The sequence below is a fragment of the Phenylobacterium sp. genome (genome assembly GCF_030654915.1).
Lineage (GTDB): Bacteria > Pseudomonadota > Alphaproteobacteria > Caulobacterales > Caulobacteraceae > Phenylobacterium.
In genome coordinates, this window is the sequence record NZ_JAURWM010000393.1 from 1 (window position 1) to 17,796 (window position 17,796).

The window sequence follows — 17,796 nt, forward strand, 5'->3', positions numbered from 1 at the left end:
GCTGATAGGCCTGCAGCGAGGCCACGGCGGCGGAGGCCTGGGCGTCGTTGTGGACATAGATGCCCGAGCGGTACTGGGTGCCGATGTCGTTGCCCTGGCGCATGCCCTGGGTCGGGTCGTGGTTCTCCCAGAACACCTTCAACAGGTCCTCATAGGTGAGGACGCGCGGGTCATAGACCACACGCACGGCCTCGGTATGACCGGTGAGGCCGCTGCAGACCTCTTCATAGGTCGGGTTCGGGGTGATCCCGTTCACATAGCCCACGGCCGTCACCCAGACGCCCGGGAGCGGCCAGAACTTGCGCTCCACGCCCCAGAAGCAGCCCATCGCGAAGTCGGCGATTTCCAAGCCGTCCGGATAGGGACCCTTCAACGGCCGACCATTGATGAAATGGGTCTCGGCGGTGGGCAGCTGACTGGATCGGCCCGGCAGGGCGGTGTCGATGGTCGGAAGGTCGAGGTTCTTTTTGGCGAAGAGCATGGGGGCGCGCCTGATCGATGGGGTTTGGACCAGAACATAGGAGCCCCAAGCGGCGAATGCACGCGCCACGCCACCGAGCGCACCTCGCCACCACCCAGCAACGCCTTGCCAGGCAGGGCTTTGCGGCCTGAATTCGAAAAGCCTGTGCGTCGCGGCCTGACAGCGCTTGCTCGCGAGGAGTTCATGAGTATATTGCGCGCCTTCCGCGAGGGGTCTCACCGCCTCTCAGGGCCTGTGGTGAGGTGGCGGAGTGGTCGATCGCGCACGCTTGGAAAGCGTGTTTACGGGAAACCGTAACGAGGGTTCGAATCCCTCTCTCACCGCCATTCATTCTGAAAACTCGCCTCTCTTCCGACGCTAGTCGCGCAAGCTGCGGCTAATGCAGCGCCCCGTCGGACGATCATCTGCCGAAACCCGACGAGGTCATATAGTCCGGCCCGCCGAGTTTGCGCGCGTTCCCCTTTGTTCTTGACCGCCCCAGGAAGCGCGATGGCCTTCTTGGATGAGCCAACTGGTCAACACCTTCTCGTTCCCGACCGGCGAAAGCCTCGACTACGAGAGTGAGGAAGAGCTGCGGGAACTTGACGTGCTGCGAGCGGAGGCTTGGCGCTATCTGCATACATACAGTTGGGATCCGCCGATTGCGGATCTCGTTCTCGCGTTTGGCGTCGCCCCCGTTGTCGCTCTCTTTCTCGCACGGCGTCGGCCTGGCGCGAGACCCGAAGACGCCGAGCGTTGGGTCGTCGTCGGCGACCTGCCGTCGATGCACTTGAGACGGACGACACGCCGACGCCGGCTCTTGCCCTGCAGCTGTACTGCGCCATCGCGCAGGATTGGGCGGACAATGTTCTTGCGGGCTGCGATCTTTCGGAGAGCTATCCGATTCCGGTCGATCCGACCCCTGAACTGGCCGAGAATCTCCTGGGCCGCGTCGATTTCATTCGGACGAGGCTTATTCCCCTGGCGTAGAGGAATGTCTCGGAGACAACTTATCTGCTGACTCCTTCACCCGCCTGATTTCCAGGTTGGGGCCGCTGCTCCCGGCGCAAAACGGCGCCGGCGGCGGTGCCCGCCAACGCATCAGACGCTTCGGCCTGCTTCGCGACGGCTCCGCGGTAACCGGGGCCAACCGCGCGCACTAACGCTCTTCCCCTAGGAAGAGCGGCCAATAGGGGGACAGGCAAGGCTGTTGGCAGCAAAGGCGGAGACAAACCCGGCGACGGTTGCTGGATCCACGGGCCACTCAGATCTGGCCGTGGAAGCCCCGTCTTGGTTCGAGGCGAAACGGTACGAAGAGATCATCGCAAGAGAACAGATCGTCGGGGAGCTCCCGAGGCACGATTTCGCCCGTCGCCAAGCCCGCCAGAAAGCTTGTCAGGTCACAATCGAACTCTTCAAAGCTTAAAAAGGCCCGCCCCCAGACAACCACACTCCACTCCTCGGGGCGCCCTCGCGTGAGCCACATGAGACGGTCCGCGTTGTCGGTCCCCCCCAAAGGAAGGAGGCCGCCGGACTCTGGCCAGAGCGGATAGGGTACATCCTCCCTCATTGTCTGGAAGTCGTCACAGATCAGCCGGGCCTGAGACGCCAACCGCACATTAAAATTTTCGCCGACCGGCGTGTTGATGCCTAAGAACTCAAAGAAGCGGCCATACCCATAAAGACGCATGAGGTCCTTATAGTCCTGCGGCATTGTCACGCCGAGTTCGGCCTCAATAGGCTCCCACGGGCCGTCGAACGCCGAGAGCGGCTGGGTAGGCAGCGGTACAGCTTTCAAAAGCGCTTCGATGCTCATTTGCGGCGCCCAGCCTGATTGCTGATGACCTTTGCGGAGGTTCCGCTCGTGGATCCGTGAGCTGTTAAGAGAACCGCGGAGGGCCGCGACGCATCGCCATATAACGGGGTCGCGGAGTATTCCACGACCTCGCCGCCTCGCACTCTTCGCGCCACCGCCTGCTCGAAACCCCGCATCCAAGGCGTGTTTACCGGATCCTGAGTCAAGGTGACGATATTCCGCATGTCTCGGCCTGAACCACCAAGACCCGCCGCCAGGAGATGTCCCCGAGCCTCGTTAAAATCCTTACCATGGCCGCTCCAACCCGGCGGGATGAGGCTCCGGCTAGCCCTTGTTCCGGCGCCTAGCATTGGCGGAGTAAGCGTAGCGTTCATCCCCGTCGCTTGGCCTTTCGCATTGAGTTCACCGAACCGGGCGCTGGGGCGCACCTGCGGGGGCGGGACCACCTGGGTCCTGACGGCGCGCGGCGCTGGCGGCCGACGCGGCGCCCCAAATGAAAGTGTCGTATCAACGGCGGCTCCTAGCACTCTTGCGAGATCACGCGCCGCGGGGGAAGCATGAGCCAAAGCTGCAACACCACTCGCAGCTCCGGCAAATGGATAGCTCGCATCAAACATCGCTCGCCGGGCTCCCTGCTGTTGCTGCGCAAGCTCGGCGGGCGAGAAGCGCGGATCGGCAACAGGAACAAGAACCTGAGCTTGGCCGTTGTCCATTGATCGATACCAATCATCGCCAATCTTGACGAGCGCCCCATCGCCTCTAGGCCTGTTGCTGAAGTCGAGGCGGCGGTCCGGCCCAGAAAAACCCTGCCGGGATGCGTCTTCGATCATTTTATCGTACTGCTCGGCCAACGGGTCAGGAACCGAGCGCGATTGCCCTTTTGGCATCTTAGCCATCACACACCCTTTTTTCTTTTAGAGTTCGGGCCGGTGCACCTGTTGGCTGCGACAGCCCCACACCCCAATCCTCGCTCGAACATTCGATATCAGCAAGAACAAAAGAAGAACAAATGCTCGCAACCTCTCAAGCCGCGCTACTCCCCTGACCGTGCTGGTCTTCCGAGGGACCTGACCACGCACCTTCACAAGAGCCCCCGCCGGTAGGGATTCGAGCACCAAAAACCAGATCGCCTATTGGTTCAAACCGCCGCCACCGCGACCGGCATGGCGGGCGTCTGCAGCTGGCCCTATGGGGCGTGGGGCGCCTAATGGCCATCGGTCGGCATGGCGATGCTGACGGGCCTGATCATCGCTGATCGAGGCCGACTAGTCCTGGACGTCGGCCTCCGGCCTGTCGTCGCCGGGCGAGACCTCGGCGTGCCAACGCCCCTTCTCGTCCTCGTATTCGATACTGGTGGTCGTGCCGGGCCTGATCTGTTCACGCGCGGCCGTGTGGGCGGCGCGTGAGGCGCCGTCGTGGCTGGCGAAGGTTTCCGAATAGGTGTCGCCGACCTTGTAGGCCCAGCCACCGTCGTGCTCGACGATCTCGTACTTCACCACTGACATGGCCGTTCCGCCTTCCGTGAGACGCCTCACCCGCAAGAAGGCTCGCGCTTGAGCCGACTTGCAAGCGGCGCCGCAGAGGCAGCTCAGCCGATCAGGCCTGCTTCTTGGTCTTGCGCTCATCCCGGATCCGCTCGATCGGATCGAGCACATAGGCGAAGTCCTGACGACGGAAGCTGCGGAACAGCAGGATCACGCCGCTGAGCGCCAGCCACGTCACGCCGCTGCCGACCGTGATGATCAGCGGGTGATTGAAGCTCTCACGCTTGGTGTAGTCCATGATGTGGATCATCCAGAAGATGTCCCACAGCCGCCAGGTGTTGTTGCGGCGCTCCAGCACCTGGCCGGTCGTCGTCGAAAGCAGCAGGGTCGTCTGCTCCTTGTCGGCGAACTCGACCCGCCAGAGCGGTAGCGGCAGCGAGCGGGTCTCCACGTCGCCGGTCTCGACCTTGCGGATCGAGGCGACCTTCTCAGAACCGCTGAAGGCCGCGACCGCGAGCGCCGAGGCCTTGGCCGCGTCGATCGCCACGATCTGGCCGCTGACGGCGTCAATGAGCTTCACACCCGCCGGAGTCGCCGCCTCATAGACATAGCCTTCGCCAAGCGGCTTGAGCTTCAGGCCGTGGACCGGGCCTCCGACCGCCTGCGCCACACGGGCCAGTGTCAGGGATTCGGCCGGCGCGATGGCCGGGACCGGTTCGCGAACCGAGGGCTCGCCCGACACCTTGTGATGATCGAGCAGCGCCATCATCGCGCCGCTGATCGACCAGAGGATGAACTGTAGGCCCAAGATCAGGCCGAACCATTTGTGCAGGGTGCGGATCAGGAACATGGGGACCTCAGGCCGCGGCTTTTTTGCGCGCGCGGCGACGGCGCCGGAAGCTGTAGAGCAGGAGCCAGGCGCCGGTCAGCGACGTGGCGACCGACATCCAGGTGGCGACACGCAGTAGCGTGTTGTTCATGTCGGTGCGCTCTTCGTAGTCCATGATGTGGAACATCCAGACGAAGTCGAAGGTGCGCCAGAGGTCGTGGCGCTTGGCGACCAGCTCACCGCTCAGGGGCGAGATGTAGAGTGTCGGACGCCATAGGCCGGCGAACTCGACGCGCCAGATCGGAACCGCTCGGTTCCTGATTTCGCCTGGCGCGACGTCCAGCAGCTCGATCTTCTCGATGCCGCCGACGCCGGCGTAATAGGATAAGGCGCGCTCCCGTGCGGCCGCCTCGCCGATCGGCGACAGCAGCTCGCCGGTGCGGGCGTCGAACAACATACGGCCGGGAACCGCGTCGACGACGTAGACCGGCCGGCCGACCTGGCTCTCAAGCTTGACCGAGCGAGTGCCGCCGGGGATCAGCGAGCCGGGCTCGACCAGCCCTTGCAGCGCGATCGGCCGCTGGTCAGGCGCGCGCACCAGATGGTCGCCATGGATCGTGTCGATGTGGACGGCGGTCATGTAGACGCCGCTGATCGTCCAGAACACCGCCTGGATGCCGATGATGAGGGCGAGCCACTTGTGAGTTTTTCGCGCCAGGGCTGGCAAGCGCATCTTGGTGTCTCTCAACGCGAAGCGTTTGAACTGAAAAGATCGTCGGGCGGGAGTGGGGCCCCGCCCGACGCCTATACGGCCAGGCCTAGTTGAACTGGTAGGTCAGCCGCACGTAGCCGCGACGACCGAGCAGGTCGTAGGTCATGGTGTCAGTGTTGCCGTCCGTATAGCTCTGGATGAACGGCGCCTTGCGGTCGAAGATGTTGTCGACACCGAACGCGATGTCGGCCTTCTCGGCGAAGCGATAGGCGACCTGGGCGTTGTGATAGAACACCCGCGGCGCCTGGTAGCCGATGTTGTTCGGCGCGGCGTTGAAGTCGACCGCCTTGCCGATCATCTGGACCGAATATGTGCCAGTCCAGGCTTCATCGCTGACCGAGAAGCTGGCGTTCGAACGCCACTTCGGGAAGCCGCCGTTGCCGCCGCCGATACGACCATCGAACTGGATCGGCTCGGCGCCGTCATAGGCGGTGATCAGGTACTCGCCGAGATAGGTCGTGTTCCAGTCGAAGCTGGCGCGCGCCGGACCCAGGTCGAAATCGTAGTGGATGCCGATGTCGACGCCCTTCATCTCTTCCTTCCCGGTGTTCACCGGAATGGAGGAGAGGAAGTTGACCTCACCCGTCAGCGGGCTGCGGGTGTAGTTGTTCGGACCGCAGAACGGATGGGTCAGGCCGGCCGAGGCGTAGCAGACCGCCAGCTTGGTCGAGCCGGGGATCGAGCGGATCGCGTCGGTGATCTTGATGTCGAAATAGTCGATCGTCACCGACAGGCCGTTGACCTGCGGCGGCGTGAAGACCACGCCCAGGGTCAGGGTCTTGGCCTCTTCGGGCTGCAGGTCACTGTTGCCGCCGTTGGTGGTGAGGATGGTGTTGCCGAGCTGCCTGAAGCCGGCCGGAACGCCTGAAGCCTTGCAGTTGGCGACCAGGGTCGCGTTGCCGCTGGTGCTATAGCCACTGCACGGATCAGTGGTCGTCAGGTTGCCTTCGGAAACGCCGCCGAACAGTTCCGGCACGCTGGGAACGCGGAAGCCGGTGCCATAGGTGGCGCGCAGACGCAGGCCGTCGATCACTGTCCAGTTCAGGCTGCCCTTGTAGGTCAGGTTGTCGCCGAACAGGTCGTAGTCGGAGTAGCGGATCGCTCCGTCAGCGACCAAGAGCTTCATCATCGGCAGGTCGGCCAGCAATGGGGCCGAGACTTCCAGATAAGCTTCCTTGGCCTGCATCTTGCCGGAGATGGACTCCTGCTGGTTGGTGTTGCCGATGCCCAGGACCGTCAGGGCGTCGGGGTCGCGCCAGCCCTTTTCCTCGCGATAGAGCAGACCCGCCGCCGCGCCCACCGGACCGGCCGGCAGTTCGAAGAGGGTGCCCGCGAAGTCAAGCGTCACGCTCCGCTGCTCGTTACCGCCAGTGTCACGCGAGGTGTAGAGGATGTAGTCCAGCACCTCTTTGGACAGGCTGCCTTCACCCAGATAGTCGCCGCAGGGCGCGCCAGGCACGCAGTTCAGCGTCTTCTGCACCCGCTCCAGGTTGGCGATGTTGGTCATGGCGTCGATGCCGGTGTTGCGGCCCCAGTTCACCGCCGCTTCCCAGGTCCAGTCGCCGACCACCTTGCCGCGGGCGCCGGCCACCAGGCGATAGGTGTCGGTTTCCTGGAAGAACTTGCGCGGGCCGCCCTCGCCGAGCCGGCGCGCCAATAGGACCAGGTCCTGGCGTGTTGGGTTGTTCGGGTTCGTGCCCTTGATGGTGAAGTCGCGCAGCAGATCGGGGGTGCCGTCCGGATTGGTCGGACGGTGGGTGAGCCCGCCAGGCGTAGCCAGCTGATTGCTCTTGCGGTGGGTGAAGAAGAACTCGCCGAACAGGCTGACATCGTCGGTCAGGTCGTAGTCGGCCAGGAAGGCGGTGCTGACCCGTTCGATGGGCGAGACCGCGTTCAGGAACGGGTTCGAATTGAAGCCGTGCTTGGTGCCATTATAGGGCTCGTAGAACTGGCCGTCAGCGCCCGCCGTCTGGCTGAAATTGACGATCCGGCCGTCGGCCAGCCGTGCGCGGCCGCCCAGGGTGTTGCCGCTGTAGGAGCAAACCAGTTGCCCGCCGGCCTCGCCGAGAGCGCAGGGAGCGCGGCTCGCCAGGTTGACGGCCTCGGACTTCTGATAGGTCAGGGCCGCGGTCACGCCGCCACGGTCGCCGCGCATGCCCCACAGGACATCGACGGTGTATTCCGCGCCGTCGTTCTCGTCGGTGATCCCGTACTTGCCGGAGACCTTGAGGCCCTCGAAGTCCTTGATGGTGATGATGTTGACCACGCCGGCCACGGCGTCGGCGCCGTAGATGGCCGAGGCGCCGTCCTTCAGGATGTCCATCCGGCCGATGATCGCCGTCGGGATCATGTTGAGATCGGGGGCGCTGTTGGCGCCGGTGCCGCCGTTCACGACGCGGCGGCCGTTGATCAGGGTCAGGGTGCGGTTGATGCCCAGGCCGCGCAGGTTGACCTGCGCCGTGCCGTAGCCGTTGCCAGTCCAATAGGCGCTGGTCTGACCGCCAGCCGCGCCGGCCGAGGCTGGGAGGCGCTGCAGCAGGGTTTCGACATTGGTGATGCCGGTGTTGGCGATTTGCTCCTGGTTGACCACGGTCGCCGGTCCAACGCCGCTGATGTCCACCCGCTTGATGCGGCTGCCGGTGACGACCACTTCCTCGACATCACGCTCGGCGCTTTGGGCGAAAGCCTGGCCCCCCACCATGGCCGTCGTCAGCAGTGCGCTGGCGAACAGCAGATTCTTTGAAATACGGCGCATGCCGACCCCCTCAATCCCTAGAAACCACAGCTCGACCCACCCAGGCCGCGCCCTTCATTCATCCAACTGTCTTGTGCCCAGCCCCCTGAGCGTCAAGACATGTATATACATATTAGACCGCCGCGATGCGGCATATAAAACCCCAAAAACCCCCGATCTGACAAAACAGTTCGCTCTTTTGCGATAATTTTGGGGTGATGTTCCACGATTTGGCCCAACCGAAACCAGATCGTCGTTATTTTAGTTTCTTCAAACATTCACATCCATCGAGACGAAAAGTCGCCCGATTGATCATTCAATGTGCAGGCCGGCTCACGATCAATGCGAGTGTGGATTCGAGCATTTCAATCCATCCGCGAGTCTTTTGCAGGACTCAGCTCCCGACTTATCGTCCAGGTATAGAAATTAAACTCAAAATTGGCCATAATCATTTACCAATCGCCAGGCGATAGCCCGACGAAAGCCAATTATTACTTAAAATTTCTGGAAAGCCCTCCGCCACCCACGAAACCGTCCGACCACCCCAAAAGATGGCCGTTCGATAGGGATACGCACGGGCTGGCGCGATCCCTCATTTTGTCGCGACATGCCGTCGCGGCGGGGCACGCTTCGCAAGAGAGCCTGGCGGCGAGCGAACCTCGCGCCGCCGCCAGGATAGGCGACTAGAAGGGGCGGACGCCGACGATCACTTGGCCATTGAGCTGGAAGCGGATCTTCGCGCCGACCTTCATCTGACCGAGCAGCGCCTTGTCGGCGACCTTGAACGGCATGACCATGGCCGGCCAGTTCAGCGCCTTGATCGGATCATGGGCGAGCGTGACGGTGCCGGCCTTGGCGTCGATCTTCTTGACGACGCCGACACCCTCGACCGTCCCGGCGACCGGAGCCGCGGCATGGGCGGAGTGATCGCCATGCCCAGCGTGTTGGGCGGCGGCCGCGGTGGTCAGGGCGAACGAGGCGGCGAGCGCCAGAACGATGGTCTTCATTGCAGTCTCCAGAGATAGGCGCGGCGCGAGTCGCGGAAAAATCGAAGGTGATCGACGGGCGTCAGAACCAGGCCCGAACGCCGACGACGAAGGTGGTGCTGTCCCGGTCCTCGCCCGCCTCGCGGGCCAGGTCGGCGGTCTCGCCGAACTTCCGTTCATGCATGACGCCGATGTAAGGACCGAACTCACGGCGGAATTCGTAGCGCAGGCGCAGGCCGACCTCGGCGTCGGTGACCCCCGAGCCGATGCCCAGTTCCCGAACCTTCTGAGCGGCGAGGCTAAGCTCAGCGCGGGGCTCAAGGATCAGCTTCTGGGTCAGACGGAAGTCGTATGAGCCTTCCAGACGGGCTGACAGATCGCCCTTCTGCGACAGGAACGCCGCGCCTTCCAACTCGAACCAATAGGGCGCGACGCCTTCGAAGCCGAGCGTCGCATAGGTGCGCGAGGGGCCGGGTTCGAAGTCGTGGCGCACCCCGACCTGCCAGTCAAAATAGGGGCCGATCGGCCGGGAATAGAGCGCCTGGATTTCGGCGCTGTGCAGATCGCCGCCGAGGACGCCTTCGCCCGACGACTTCAGGACGAGGCGATGCTCGTCGCCGCCGTACCAAGCCTCGCCTTCCCAACCATAGCCGTCATCGCCCGACCGGGGGCGGATCTCGGCGGTGGAGAGCATGACCTTCCAGGCCGTGCTCCCGCCGTGCTCGATGGCGAGTTGAGCGCGGGCGGCAGCCATGGCCTCGGGGCTGTAAAACCGCTCCGCCGCCCGGTCCGTCGCGGCCGGGGGCGCGGGCTCTGTCCCCACCACCACGTCGCCGGCGTCAGCGGGCATGGCCGACATGTCGTGGCCGGCATGGGGGTCGGCCGCGACCGGAGCCGCGGGCATGGCATGACCCGCATGCGGGTCGGCTGGAGCCGCCGGCGCCGGCATGGCATGCCCGGCGTGCGGATCAGCAGCCGGCGCGCCGTGTTGGGCGTGGTCGGTCTGCGCCAGGGCGGGCGTGGAAAGGACGAGCGGCGCGAGGCCGATCAACATCAACCGGTTCATGCGGCGGCTCCATCGAGCGGTCGCACGGTGACGACGTTGAACATGCCAGCGTGCATGTGGAACAGCAGGTGGCAGTGGAACGCCCAGTCCCCCGGCTCATCGGCCGTCAGATCGAAGGCGACCTTGCCGCCCGGCAGTACATTGACCGTGTGCTTGCGCGGATTGTGGCCCGGCTTGCCGGTCACCACCTCGAAGAAGTGGCCGTGCAGGTGGATGGGGTGAGCCATCATCGAGTCGTTGACCAGCACCATCCGGACGCGTTCGTTGAAGCGGAACGGGATCGGCGCCTTCAGTTCGCTGTATTTCTCGCCGTCGAACGACCACATGAACCGCTCCATGTTGCCGGTGAGATGGATCTCCATCTCCCGTGACGGCGGCCGCGGATCGGGGTTCGGGTCGAGTGAGGCGAGGTCGGTATAGACCAGCACCTTGTGACCGACATTCTCCAGGCCCTGGCCCGGATCGCCGGTGCGATCAGCCGGCATGGGCGAGATCATTTGCACGCCGGGGCCGGTCTTCACGCTCGGCGCGTTGCGCGGATCCAGCATCATCGCGCTGTGGTCCATGTCCCCATGGTCCATGCCAGCCATGCCGGACATATCCATGCCCATGTCGCGCATGTTGAGTAGCGGGCGCTCGCGCAGAGGCGGCACGGCGGCGACCATGCCCGGACGCGGCGCTAGGGTGGCGCGGCCCATGCCTGAGCGGTCCGCGGCTTCGGCCACCAGGGTGTAGGCCTGATCCTCGGTCGGCTGGACGATGACGTCATAGGTCTCGGCCGGGGAGATCTGGAATTCGTCGACCGAGACGGGGCGCACATTCTGGCCGTCGGCCTGGACGACGCTGAGCTTCAGGCCCGGGATGCGAACATTGAAGATGGTCATGGCGCCGGCGTTGACGAACCGCAGCCGCACGCGCTCGCCGGGCTTGAACAGGCCGGTCCAGTTGTCCTTGGGCCCATGGCCGTTGATCAGGAAGGTGTAGGTCGAACCCGTGACGTCGAGGACGTCGGTCGGGTCCATCCGCATCTTCGACCACTCCACGCGGTCCTTCAGCGACTGGTCCTGGCCCTGTAGCAAGCCGCCAACGGTCTGCTTCTGCATGTTGAAATAGCCGGCATGGGCCTTCAGCTTCCGCATCATCGTGTGCGGATGCATGAAGCTGTAGTCCGACAACACGACCACGTGCTCGCGGTCATAGGCGACCGGATCGGCGCCCGCCGGGTCGATGACGATGGGGCCGTAGTGGCCCATCTGCTCCTGCAGCCCGGAGTGGCTGTGATACCAATAGGTGCCGTTCTGACGGACCTTGAACTCGTAGTTGAAGGTCTCGCCCGGCTTGATGCCGGGGAAGCTGACGCCGGGGACGCCGTCCATCTGGAACGGCAGCAGCAGGCCGTGCCAGTGGATCGAGGTGTCTTCGTCCAGGCGGTTGGTCACCGCCAGCCGCACGTTCTGGCCTTCCTTCAAGCGCACCAGCGGACCGGGCACCGTGCCGTTGATGGTCACCGCATGGCCCACGCGGCCGTCCACCTTGAAGGGCGTGTGGCCGATGGTCATGGCGATGCTCTCGCCCGAGACGGTCGGCAGGGTCGAGACCAGGCCCGGCGTGGCGCTCTGCGCCCAACTCGGCAGCATGGCGCTGACCGCCATACCTCCGCCGATCATGGACGCGCCACGCAGTAGCTGGCGTCGATCGAAATCCCTCATGTCAGACGGTCCTCATAGGCAGGAAAGATGGCCGCGCCGGGCGGCCGGTACAGATACGCAAGGTCATGATCGGGAAGGAATGAGGCTTCCTACCGTGGGAGGGTCAAGACGCGGCATACGATAGATACGCACGCGCCGCGCGCGCCCCTCAGACCATCGGGTCGATTTCGTTCAAACCAAGCGCATCGCTCAGTTTCCGGCGCGCCCGATAGACCCGCGTCTCGATGGTCTTCGCCGACACCCCCAGCAGTTCGCCGGCCGCTTGGTGGGAGAGAGCCTCGAAACAGGTCAGGATCAGCGGCTCCTTCAGCTTGGGCGGCAGGGCGGCGATCGCCCGGTCGAGGGCGGCCTGTCGCTGGCGGCCGATCAAGGTCGCTTCGGCGTCGGGGTCCTGGTCGGCCTGGGCCAGGACCGCCTCGCTCTCCAGCGTGCGGGTTCCGAACACCAGCCGGCGCACGCTTTCGCGCCGGCCCCGGTCGCGGCACTTGTTCAGGGCGATGGTCCGTAGCCAACTGCCGAACGGCCGCGCCCTGTCATAGCGCGCCAGGTTGTTCCAGACGGCTACGAAGCTCTCCTGCACGACCTCATAGGCGGCGTCCGCGTCGCCGACATAGCGGCGCACGAAGCGGTAGAGGCCGTCCTTGTGACGCCGCATCAACAGGGTGAAGGCGCGGTCCTCTCCCGCCAAGGCTCGCGATGCGAGCTCAGCGTCGGCCGCGTCGTCCAACCCGTTCACTTCGTTTCTTCGGTCAGAGCCTCTGACACGCGCTTGTCGAAGATCGCGGCCTGGTTGGGGGTCAGGATCGCCCGCATATCCAGGATGTGGACGATGGTTTCTTTCTGGAGCTCGCCCATCACATCGTGGAAGTGCTCGATGGCGCTCTGCACTTCTGGAGAATTTTCGTGCTTGGCCTCGATGGCCGCCGCCAACTCCGCGTTGGCCAGGCGCAACTCGGCCTCACGGGCGCTACGCCGCACCGCGAACTGACTCTCCAGAACGTCCAGCTTGGCCTTTTGGTCGGAACTGAGGTTAAGCTTGTCGTGCAGGAAAGCGTGCAGGGAGGGTTCCTGCTCGGCTCGCAGCACGTATCTAGCCCCGCCCCAGGCGCCTAGCCCCGCCGCCAACGCGACCAGGACGAGCGTCAGCAGAAGTCCGCGCAGGCCCTTCAACGGCCGCCGCCCAGCAGGGTGGACGGCGCCAAGTGGATGCTGACCGCGAAGACCGATGTCTCAACGGGCTTGGCCGCCGCGACCGCGGCCGAGGCTCCGCCCACCGCCACGCCGACGATCAGCGACATGGCCACCGCCGCCGTCCGCAGCGGTATGAAGCCGCCCAGTGCGCCGCGCCGCCCACGCCCGTCAGTGATCGCGCGCCACACCGTGGGTTCGACTTGGCTGAGATCGCGATCTGGCGCCTGCGCCCGAAGGCCGGCGATCAGGTCGTCCAATGTCTGACTCATCGAGAACTCCGAGAACGTCCCACCTGATATACGCCACGCGACGCTCAAACCCTCAACTGAGGGATGACGTCGGCCGATGCGTATCTTTCTTGAACGATGCAACCGGACGCCCCGCATGACCGCCATCACCGCCGCCCTTCCCCGCCGGGAATTGATGTTGGGCCTGACCGCCGCCCTCGTCGCGGCTGGCTCGGCCCAGGCCGCGCCGCGCGGCATCACGGTCTACAAGACGCCCTACTGCGGCTGCTGCAAGGGCTGGATCGCCCACATGGTCCGCGCCGGTTTCAGCCCGAAGGTCGTCGAGGTCGAGGATCTCGGCCCAATCCGGGCCCGGCATGGCGTGCCGTTCGCCCTATCCTCGTGCCACACTGGCCTGATCGGCGGCTACGTCGTCGAAGGCCACGTCCCGCCGAAGGACGTGGTGCGGCTGCTGGCCGAACGCCCCAAGGCGCTGGGCCTCACCGTCCCCGGCATGCCGATCGGCTCGCCCGGCATGGAAGTCCCCGGCGGCAAGACCGAAGCCTATGAGACCCTGCTGCTGCTCGACGCCAAGGGTCGCACCAAGGTGTTCGCCCGGCACGGCTAGTTCTCAGAGCCGCTGGGCGTGCCAGGCCACATGATCGGCGACGAAGCTTGAGATGAAGAAATACGAGTGGTCGTAGCCCTCCTGCATCCGCAGGGTCAGGGCCACGCCGGCTGTCTCGCAGGCCGCCTTCAGGAGTTCGGGCTTGAGCTGTTCGGCTAGGAAATTATCCGCGGTTCCCTGATCGACCAGGATCTCCGAAACCCGCGCCCGGCCCGCCTCGATCAGCAGCGCCGCGTCATGCTCGCGCCAAGCGGCCTCGTCGGACCCGAGATAGGCGGCGAAGGCCTTCTGGCCCCAAGCGCAGCGCGTCGGCGAGCAGATCGGCGAAAAGGCCGAGACGGTCTTGAACAGCTCCGGATACCGAAGCGTCAGGGTCAGCGCCCCGTGCCCGCCCATCGAGTGTCCGAACACACCGCGCCGCGCCGGGTCGAGCGGGAATGCGCCCTCCACCGCCGCGATCAGGTCGACGACGATGTAGCTCTCCATCTGGAAGTGCGGCGCCCAGGGCGCTTGCACCGCGTCGACATAGAAGCCGGCGCCCTGCCCTAGGTCATAGGCGTCGTCGTCGGCCACGCCCTCGCCCCGTGGGCTGGTGTCGGGCGCAATGATCGCAACCCCGGCGCGGGCGGCGGCGGCGTAGGCCCCGGCCTTGGTGGTGAAGTTGTCCTCAGTGCAGGTCAGGCCCGACAGCCAGATCAGATACGGAACCGGGCCTTCGGCGTCAGGCGTGAAAATGCTGAACCGCATCGGCGTGCCGGTCGCGGCGCTGGCGTGGCGGCAATAGCTCAAGGTTCCGCCATGAACCCGATGCTGCTGGAGAATTTCGACGCTCATCGACCCAGAACCCTCACTTGCACGCCAGATGGCAGGCAGGTTCCATACCGCCCAAGGCCCGGTGAGGACAATCGGCGAACCAGCTCCACCGGCCCGTCTAGGTCCCGTTCATCGGCGGGATGCTCTATACGCCCCACCAACTCGGGCATGGTCGCCGCCATGCCCGCGAAGCGAGGCCGACTATGACTGCTCCCGAATTCCGCCCCCTGACAGAACGCGATCTGGCGGCGGTGACCGCCATCCAGAACAGCGTCTTCGACCCGCTCTACCGGGAAACCCAGGACGTGCTGGGCAGCCGCCTTGCGATCGCTCCGACCACTTGCTGGGGCGCGTTCCGGGACGGCGAGTTGCTGGCCTACGTCCTAGGTCACCCCTGGCCGGCCGGCAGCCCACCGCCCATTGGGCGCCCCCTATCGCCCCCGCCGGCCGGCGACAACTGGTTCATCCATGACCTGGCCTGCGCGCCTGAAGCGCGCGGCCTGCGACTGGCTCAAGGCCTGGTCCGCTGCGCCTCGGGCGCCGCTCTGAAGCTCGGCCTCGTCCGAAGCGACCTGATCGCGGTCCAAGGCGCGTGGAGCTTCTGGGAGAAGCTGGGCTATGCGCCAGAGGAGACGCTTTCCCAGGCGCTGGCCGCCAAGGTCGCCGGCTACGGCCCCGACGCCCGCTACATGACCGCGCTCATCTCAGCTCTGAAAGTCTGAGAAGGCCCCCTCAACCCTTGCGGGAACTACGGCGCCGCTTGAACATTGTAGGCTCTACGCCTCACACCCTTCGGGAGATTCCAATGCTGTCTCGGCTACTACTAGCGTCGGTCATTCTGCTGGGCGCCTCCGCGCCGGCGATGGCTCAAGACCGGATGGCTCCGAACGCCCAGCTCTTCTCGGCCACGAACTTCATGGGCCGCAGCCTGACGATCACCCGCGCAACGCCTGTCGTCCAAGCGACCTGGCAACCGCGCAGCATCCGCATGGGCGGCGGCAGTTCCTGGGAGGTGTGCGAGCAACGCCACTTCATGGGTCGTTGCACCGTCGTGACCGGCAGCAGCAGCAACCTGGGCAGCCAGCTGGGCATCACCCGGATCGGTTCTATCCGCCCGGCGCACGGCGGCCCGGCGAATCCAGGTCCCGGCCCCGCGCCAGTTCCCCTGCCCGGCCCCGGCGGCGCTGGCCAATCGCTGCGTGGCATGGCCGCCGAGTTCTTCCCGGCGCCGCAAGCGCGCGGGCGCCGCATCGACGCCTGCAACAACCAAGGCGGCTCGGCGGCCTGTATCACCCGTGAGGCCGAGAATTTCTGCCGCTCGGTTGGCTACGCCAGCGTCCGCAACAGCGCCGCTGAAACCGTTGGCGGGCGGATCTACCTTGCTGACGTCCTCTGCTCGCGGTGGAACTGATGCGCACGCTCGCAGCGCTTAGCCTGGTCGCCCTCATGACGGCCGGCTGCGCCACGACCACCACGTCCTCGGGCGGCGGTGGAAGCAGCGGCGTGATCGCTGGCCCCGAATGGAAACTGGAAGACCTGCTCGGCGGTGGGATCATCGACCGCTCCAACGTCACCCTGACGCTCGGCCCCGATGGTCAAGCCTCGGGCTCAGGCGGCTGCAACCGCTTCTTCGGAAGCTGGTCGGTGAAGGGCTCGGCGCTAACGCTCGGCAAGATGGGTTCGACCATGATGGCCTGCGATCCGGCTCTCATGAACCAGGAAGGCAAGTTCCTGCGCTCTCTGGAGACCGCGACCACCTACAGCTTCACTCCGGACGGCGCCTTGGTGATCGCCACCGCGCAAGGCCCGCTGAAGTTCCGCAAGGACTAGACGGCCAGTTCCCGCGCCGCCTGCACGAAGCCGCTAGTGCGGTAGCGGGCGGCCGGACCGGCATAGCACAGACCGACGATCCGGCGCGGCGTGAAACCCTCCAGTTTCACCCGCGCCACCCCGGCCTCGCGATAGCTGTCAGGCATGACGGTGATCCCGAGCCCAGCGCGCACCATCGCCACTACGCGGTCGTCGTTCACCCCGCGATAGCTGAAGGCCGGGCGGACGTTACGGTCGGTGAAGTAGCGGCTGGTTTGCGCCAACACCTCGCAATGACGCCGCACCATCATCACCTCGTCGGCCAGTTCCTCGCCACGCAGCGAGGCGGCCTCGGCCAGGCGGTGGGTGGACGGTAGCGCCAGGCCATACCCTTCCTCGAACAGTCGCTCGCTGGCGAACTTTTCGGCCCCCGGGCGCAGGATGGTCAGGGCCACATCGGCCCGACCACGATCCAGCAGGCTGATGACCTCGCGCTCCGATCCCTCCAGCAACTCCACGCGCTCATCCCGGGCGGCGCGCTGGGTCAGCGCCTGTTCGAGCAGGGCTGTGGGGATGGTCGAGAGCACCGCCACCCGCAGCAACTCGGTCTGCGCGGCCCCCGACACCGAAGCCTGGGCGAGGTTGAACTCGTGCTCGATGCGGCGGGCGTGGACCAGGAACCGGCTGCCGGCCTGCGTCAGGTGAACCCGGCGATTGGTGCGGTCAAACAGCCTGGCCTGGAGCTGGCCTTCCAGCTTGGCGATCCCCGCCGAGAGCGTCGGCTGCGCCACGTTCTCCCGCGCCGCCGCCCGGCTGAAATTCCCGGTCTCCACGATGGCCAGGAAATAGCGGAGCAGGTAGCGGTCCATGATAGGTGACATCTATCATGTCGATCATCATCGTTCAATTTTGTGGATTGTTCACGAGCCGCTAGTTTTGCGAGGTTGTCCCAAGACGCCCTCCAAGAAGGCAGATCGAACATGTCCGGCCCCAGCTTCCAGTTCGGCCTCGGCGAGACCGCCGAGGCGATCCGCGAGACCACCGCGCGCTTCGCCGCCGATCGCATCGCCCCCCTCGCCGCCCAGATCGATGCGACCAACACCTTTCCCCGCGAGCTTTGGCCCCAGATGGGCGAGCTTGGCCTGCACGGGATCACGGTCGAGGAAGAGTTCGGCGGCCTCGGGCTAGGCTACCTGGAACACGTGGTGGCGATGGAGGAGGTGTCCCGCGCCTCGGCCTCGGTCGGCCTGTCCTATGGCGCCCACTCAAATC

Annotated in this window: 21 protein-coding genes and 1 tRNA gene; 7 read left to right on the forward strand and 15 right to left on the reverse strand. The window is 65.2% G+C overall.

Annotated elements, in window-relative coordinates; translation table 11 throughout:
- Window positions 1-481: peptide-methionine (S)-S-oxide reductase MsrA (gene msrA / locus Q7T84_RS20705; RefSeq protein WP_304812971.1), on the reverse strand; the 481-nt coding region annotated here is incomplete at its 3' end.
- 236 nt (window positions 482-717) lie between these two features.
- Here msrA and Q7T84_RS20710 point away from each other — a divergent pair.
- Together Q7T84_RS20710 and Q7T84_RS20715 are read left to right on the forward strand one after the other, a co-directional pair.
- A tRNA-Ser gene (locus Q7T84_RS20710) sits at window positions 718-807 on the forward strand.
- A 409-nt stretch (window positions 808-1,216) separates the two neighbouring features.
- Window positions 1,217-1,450: a hypothetical protein gene (locus Q7T84_RS20715; RefSeq protein WP_304812974.1), complete on the forward strand. Its 234-nt coding sequence runs from the start codon at window positions 1,217-1,219 to the stop codon at window positions 1,448-1,450.
- Between the two features lie 274 nt (window positions 1,451-1,724).
- On the opposite strand, the gene Q7T84_RS20720 is transcribed toward Q7T84_RS20715, so the two are convergent.
- The 12 genes from Q7T84_RS20720 to Q7T84_RS20770 all read right to left on the reverse strand — a co-directional run bounded on the left by Q7T84_RS20720 (window position 1,725) and on the right by Q7T84_RS20770 (window position 13,316).
- Window positions 1,725-2,276 (reverse strand): SMI1/KNR4 family protein, encoded by a 552-nt coding sequence (locus Q7T84_RS20720; RefSeq protein WP_304812976.1) that lies wholly within the window; start codon window positions 2,274-2,276, stop codon window positions 1,725-1,727.
- Entirely contained in the window at window positions 2,273-3,172 is a 900-nt protein-coding gene (locus tag Q7T84_RS21185; RefSeq protein WP_370653695.1) for a DNA/RNA non-specific endonuclease, read from the reverse strand. Before Q7T84_RS21185 ends, Q7T84_RS20720 begins: the two co-directional genes overlap by 4 nt.
- A gap of 369 nt (window positions 3,173-3,541) precedes the next feature.
- The gene (locus Q7T84_RS20725; protein WP_304812978.1) at window positions 3,542-3,781 is read right to left on the reverse strand and encodes a hypothetical protein; all 240 of its coding nucleotides are present in this window, start codon (window positions 3,779-3,781) and stop codon (window positions 3,542-3,544) included.
- 91 nt (window positions 3,782-3,872) lie between these two features.
- Window positions 3,873-4,610, reverse strand: coding sequence for a PepSY domain-containing protein (locus tag Q7T84_RS20730; RefSeq protein ID WP_304812981.1), 738 nt, complete (start codon window positions 4,608-4,610; stop codon window positions 3,873-3,875).
- Window positions 4,611-4,617: 7 nt separating this feature from the next.
- Complete coding sequence (locus Q7T84_RS20735; RefSeq protein ID WP_304812983.1) at window positions 4,618-5,322, reverse strand: hypothetical protein; 705 nt, start codon at window positions 5,320-5,322, stop codon at window positions 4,618-4,620.
- A gap of 85 nt (window positions 5,323-5,407) precedes the next feature.
- On the reverse strand, window positions 5,408-8,116 hold the full coding sequence (locus Q7T84_RS20740; RefSeq protein WP_304812987.1) for a TonB-dependent receptor domain-containing protein: 2,709 nt from the start codon (window positions 8,114-8,116) through the stop codon (window positions 5,408-5,410).
- 662 nt (window positions 8,117-8,778) lie between these two features.
- A complete protein-coding gene (locus tag Q7T84_RS20745) occupies window positions 8,779-9,102 on the reverse strand; it encodes a copper-binding protein (protein ID WP_304812990.1) in 324 nt (107 codons plus the stop codon).
- 61 nt (window positions 9,103-9,163) lie between these two features.
- On the reverse strand, window positions 9,164-10,147 hold the full coding sequence (locus tag Q7T84_RS20750; protein ID WP_304812992.1) for a copper resistance protein B: 984 nt from the start codon (window positions 10,145-10,147) through the stop codon (window positions 9,164-9,166).
- Window positions 10,144-11,856: a copper resistance system multicopper oxidase gene (locus tag Q7T84_RS20755; protein ID WP_304812994.1), complete on the reverse strand. Its 1,713-nt coding sequence runs from the start codon at window positions 11,854-11,856 to the stop codon at window positions 10,144-10,146. Before Q7T84_RS20755 ends, Q7T84_RS20750 begins: the two co-directional genes overlap by 4 nt.
- Window positions 11,857-12,004: 148 nt before the next feature.
- Window positions 12,005-12,592 (reverse strand): RNA polymerase sigma factor, encoded by a 588-nt coding sequence (locus Q7T84_RS20760; RefSeq protein WP_304812996.1) that lies wholly within the window; start codon window positions 12,590-12,592, stop codon window positions 12,005-12,007.
- Window positions 12,589-13,026 carry a Spy/CpxP family protein refolding chaperone gene (locus Q7T84_RS20765; RefSeq protein WP_304812998.1) on the reverse strand — a complete coding sequence of 146 codons (438 nt, stop codon included), beginning with the start codon at window positions 13,024-13,026 and terminating at the stop codon, window positions 12,589-12,591. Before Q7T84_RS20765 ends, Q7T84_RS20760 begins: the two co-directional genes overlap by 4 nt.
- Window positions 13,023-13,316 (reverse strand): hypothetical protein, encoded by a 294-nt coding sequence (locus tag Q7T84_RS20770; protein WP_304813001.1) that lies wholly within the window; start codon window positions 13,314-13,316, stop codon window positions 13,023-13,025. Before Q7T84_RS20770 ends, Q7T84_RS20765 begins: the two co-directional genes overlap by 4 nt.
- A 115-nt stretch (window positions 13,317-13,431) precedes the next feature.
- Here Q7T84_RS20770 and Q7T84_RS20775 point away from each other — a divergent pair, with 115 nt between their 5' ends.
- Window positions 13,432-13,902: a DUF411 domain-containing protein gene (locus Q7T84_RS20775; RefSeq protein ID WP_304813004.1), complete on the forward strand. Its 471-nt coding sequence runs from the start codon at window positions 13,432-13,434 to the stop codon at window positions 13,900-13,902.
- Window positions 13,903-13,905: 3 nt separating this feature from the next.
- Here the strand turns inward: Q7T84_RS20775 and fghA are convergent, their stop codons facing one another.
- Entirely contained in the window at window positions 13,906-14,736 is an 831-nt protein-coding gene (gene fghA / locus Q7T84_RS20780; protein ID WP_304813006.1) for an S-formylglutathione hydrolase, read from the reverse strand.
- Between the two features lie 182 nt (window positions 14,737-14,918).
- Here fghA and Q7T84_RS20785 point away from each other — a divergent pair, with 182 nt between their 5' ends.
- The 3 genes from Q7T84_RS20785 (at window position 14,919) to Q7T84_RS20795 (ending at window position 16,545) form a co-directional block, all read left to right on the forward strand.
- Window positions 14,919-15,437 carry a GNAT family N-acetyltransferase gene (locus tag Q7T84_RS20785; protein WP_304813009.1) on the forward strand — a complete coding sequence of 173 codons (519 nt, stop codon included), beginning with the start codon at window positions 14,919-14,921 and terminating at the stop codon, window positions 15,435-15,437.
- Between the two features lie 83 nt (window positions 15,438-15,520).
- Complete coding sequence (locus Q7T84_RS20790) at window positions 15,521-16,126, forward strand: beta/gamma crystallin-related protein (protein WP_304813011.1); 606 nt, start codon at window positions 15,521-15,523, stop codon at window positions 16,124-16,126.
- Window positions 16,126-16,545 (forward strand): META domain-containing protein, encoded by a 420-nt coding sequence (locus Q7T84_RS20795; protein ID WP_304813013.1) that lies wholly within the window; start codon window positions 16,126-16,128, stop codon window positions 16,543-16,545. Before Q7T84_RS20790 ends, Q7T84_RS20795 begins: the two co-directional genes overlap by 1 nt.
- Here Q7T84_RS20795 and Q7T84_RS20800 read toward each other — a convergent pair.
- Entirely contained in the window at window positions 16,542-17,405 is an 864-nt protein-coding gene (locus tag Q7T84_RS20800; protein ID WP_304813015.1) for a LysR family transcriptional regulator, read from the reverse strand. The genes Q7T84_RS20795 and Q7T84_RS20800 overlap by 4 nt on opposite strands.
- Window positions 17,406-17,504: 99 nt before the next feature.
- Between Q7T84_RS20800 and Q7T84_RS20805 the strand changes: the two genes are divergently transcribed.
- A partial coding sequence (locus Q7T84_RS20805) for an acyl-CoA dehydrogenase family protein (RefSeq protein WP_304813017.1) occupies window positions 17,505-17,796 on the forward strand: 292 nt, incomplete at its 3' end.

Coding starts and splice junctions, on each gene's coding strand:
- Q7T84_RS20740 (WP_304812987.1), bottom strand. CDS start 8,116: ATGCGCCGTATTTCAAAGAATCTGCTGTTCGCCAGCGCACTGCTGACG.
- Q7T84_RS20790 (WP_304813011.1), top strand. CDS start 15,521: ATGCTGTCTCGGCTACTACTAGCGTCGGTCATTCTGCTGGGCGCCTCC.
- Q7T84_RS20775 (WP_304813004.1), top strand. CDS start 13,432: ATGACCGCCATCACCGCCGCCCTTCCCCGCCGGGAATTGATGTTGGGC.
- Q7T84_RS20755 (WP_304812994.1), bottom strand. CDS start 11,856: ATGAGGGATTTCGATCGACGCCAGCTACTGCGTGGCGCGTCCATGATC.
- Q7T84_RS20725 (WP_304812978.1), bottom strand. CDS start 3,781: ATGTCAGTGGTGAAGTACGAGATCGTCGAGCACGACGGTGGCTGGGCC.
- Q7T84_RS20785 (WP_304813009.1), top strand. CDS start 14,919: ATGACTGCTCCCGAATTCCGCCCCCTGACAGAACGCGATCTGGCGGCG.
- Q7T84_RS20770 (WP_304813001.1), bottom strand. CDS start 13,316: ATGAGTCAGACATTGGACGACCTGATCGCCGGCCTTCGGGCGCAGGCG.
- Q7T84_RS20750 (WP_304812992.1), bottom strand. CDS start 10,147: ATGAACCGGTTGATGTTGATCGGCCTCGCGCCGCTCGTCCTTTCCACG.
- Q7T84_RS21185 (WP_370653695.1), bottom strand. CDS start 3,172: ATGGCTAAGATGCCAAAAGGGCAATCGCGCTCGGTTCCTGACCCGTTG.
- Q7T84_RS20800 (WP_304813015.1), bottom strand. CDS start 17,405: ATGTCACCTATCATGGACCGCTACCTGCTCCGCTATTTCCTGGCCATC.
- fghA (WP_304813006.1), bottom strand. CDS start 14,736: ATGAGCGTCGAAATTCTCCAGCAGCATCGGGTTCATGGCGGAACCTTG.
- Q7T84_RS20730 (WP_304812981.1), bottom strand. CDS start 4,610: ATGTTCCTGATCCGCACCCTGCACAAATGGTTCGGCCTGATCTTGGGC.
- Q7T84_RS20735 (WP_304812983.1), bottom strand. CDS start 5,322: ATGCGCTTGCCAGCCCTGGCGCGAAAAACTCACAAGTGGCTCGCCCTC.
- Q7T84_RS20720 (WP_304812976.1), bottom strand. CDS start 2,276: ATGAGCATCGAAGCGCTTTTGAAAGCTGTACCGCTGCCTACCCAGCCG.
- Q7T84_RS20745 (WP_304812990.1), bottom strand. CDS start 9,102: ATGAAGACCATCGTTCTGGCGCTCGCCGCCTCGTTCGCCCTGACCACC.
- Q7T84_RS20795 (WP_304813013.1), top strand. CDS start 16,126: ATGCGCACGCTCGCAGCGCTTAGCCTGGTCGCCCTCATGACGGCCGGC.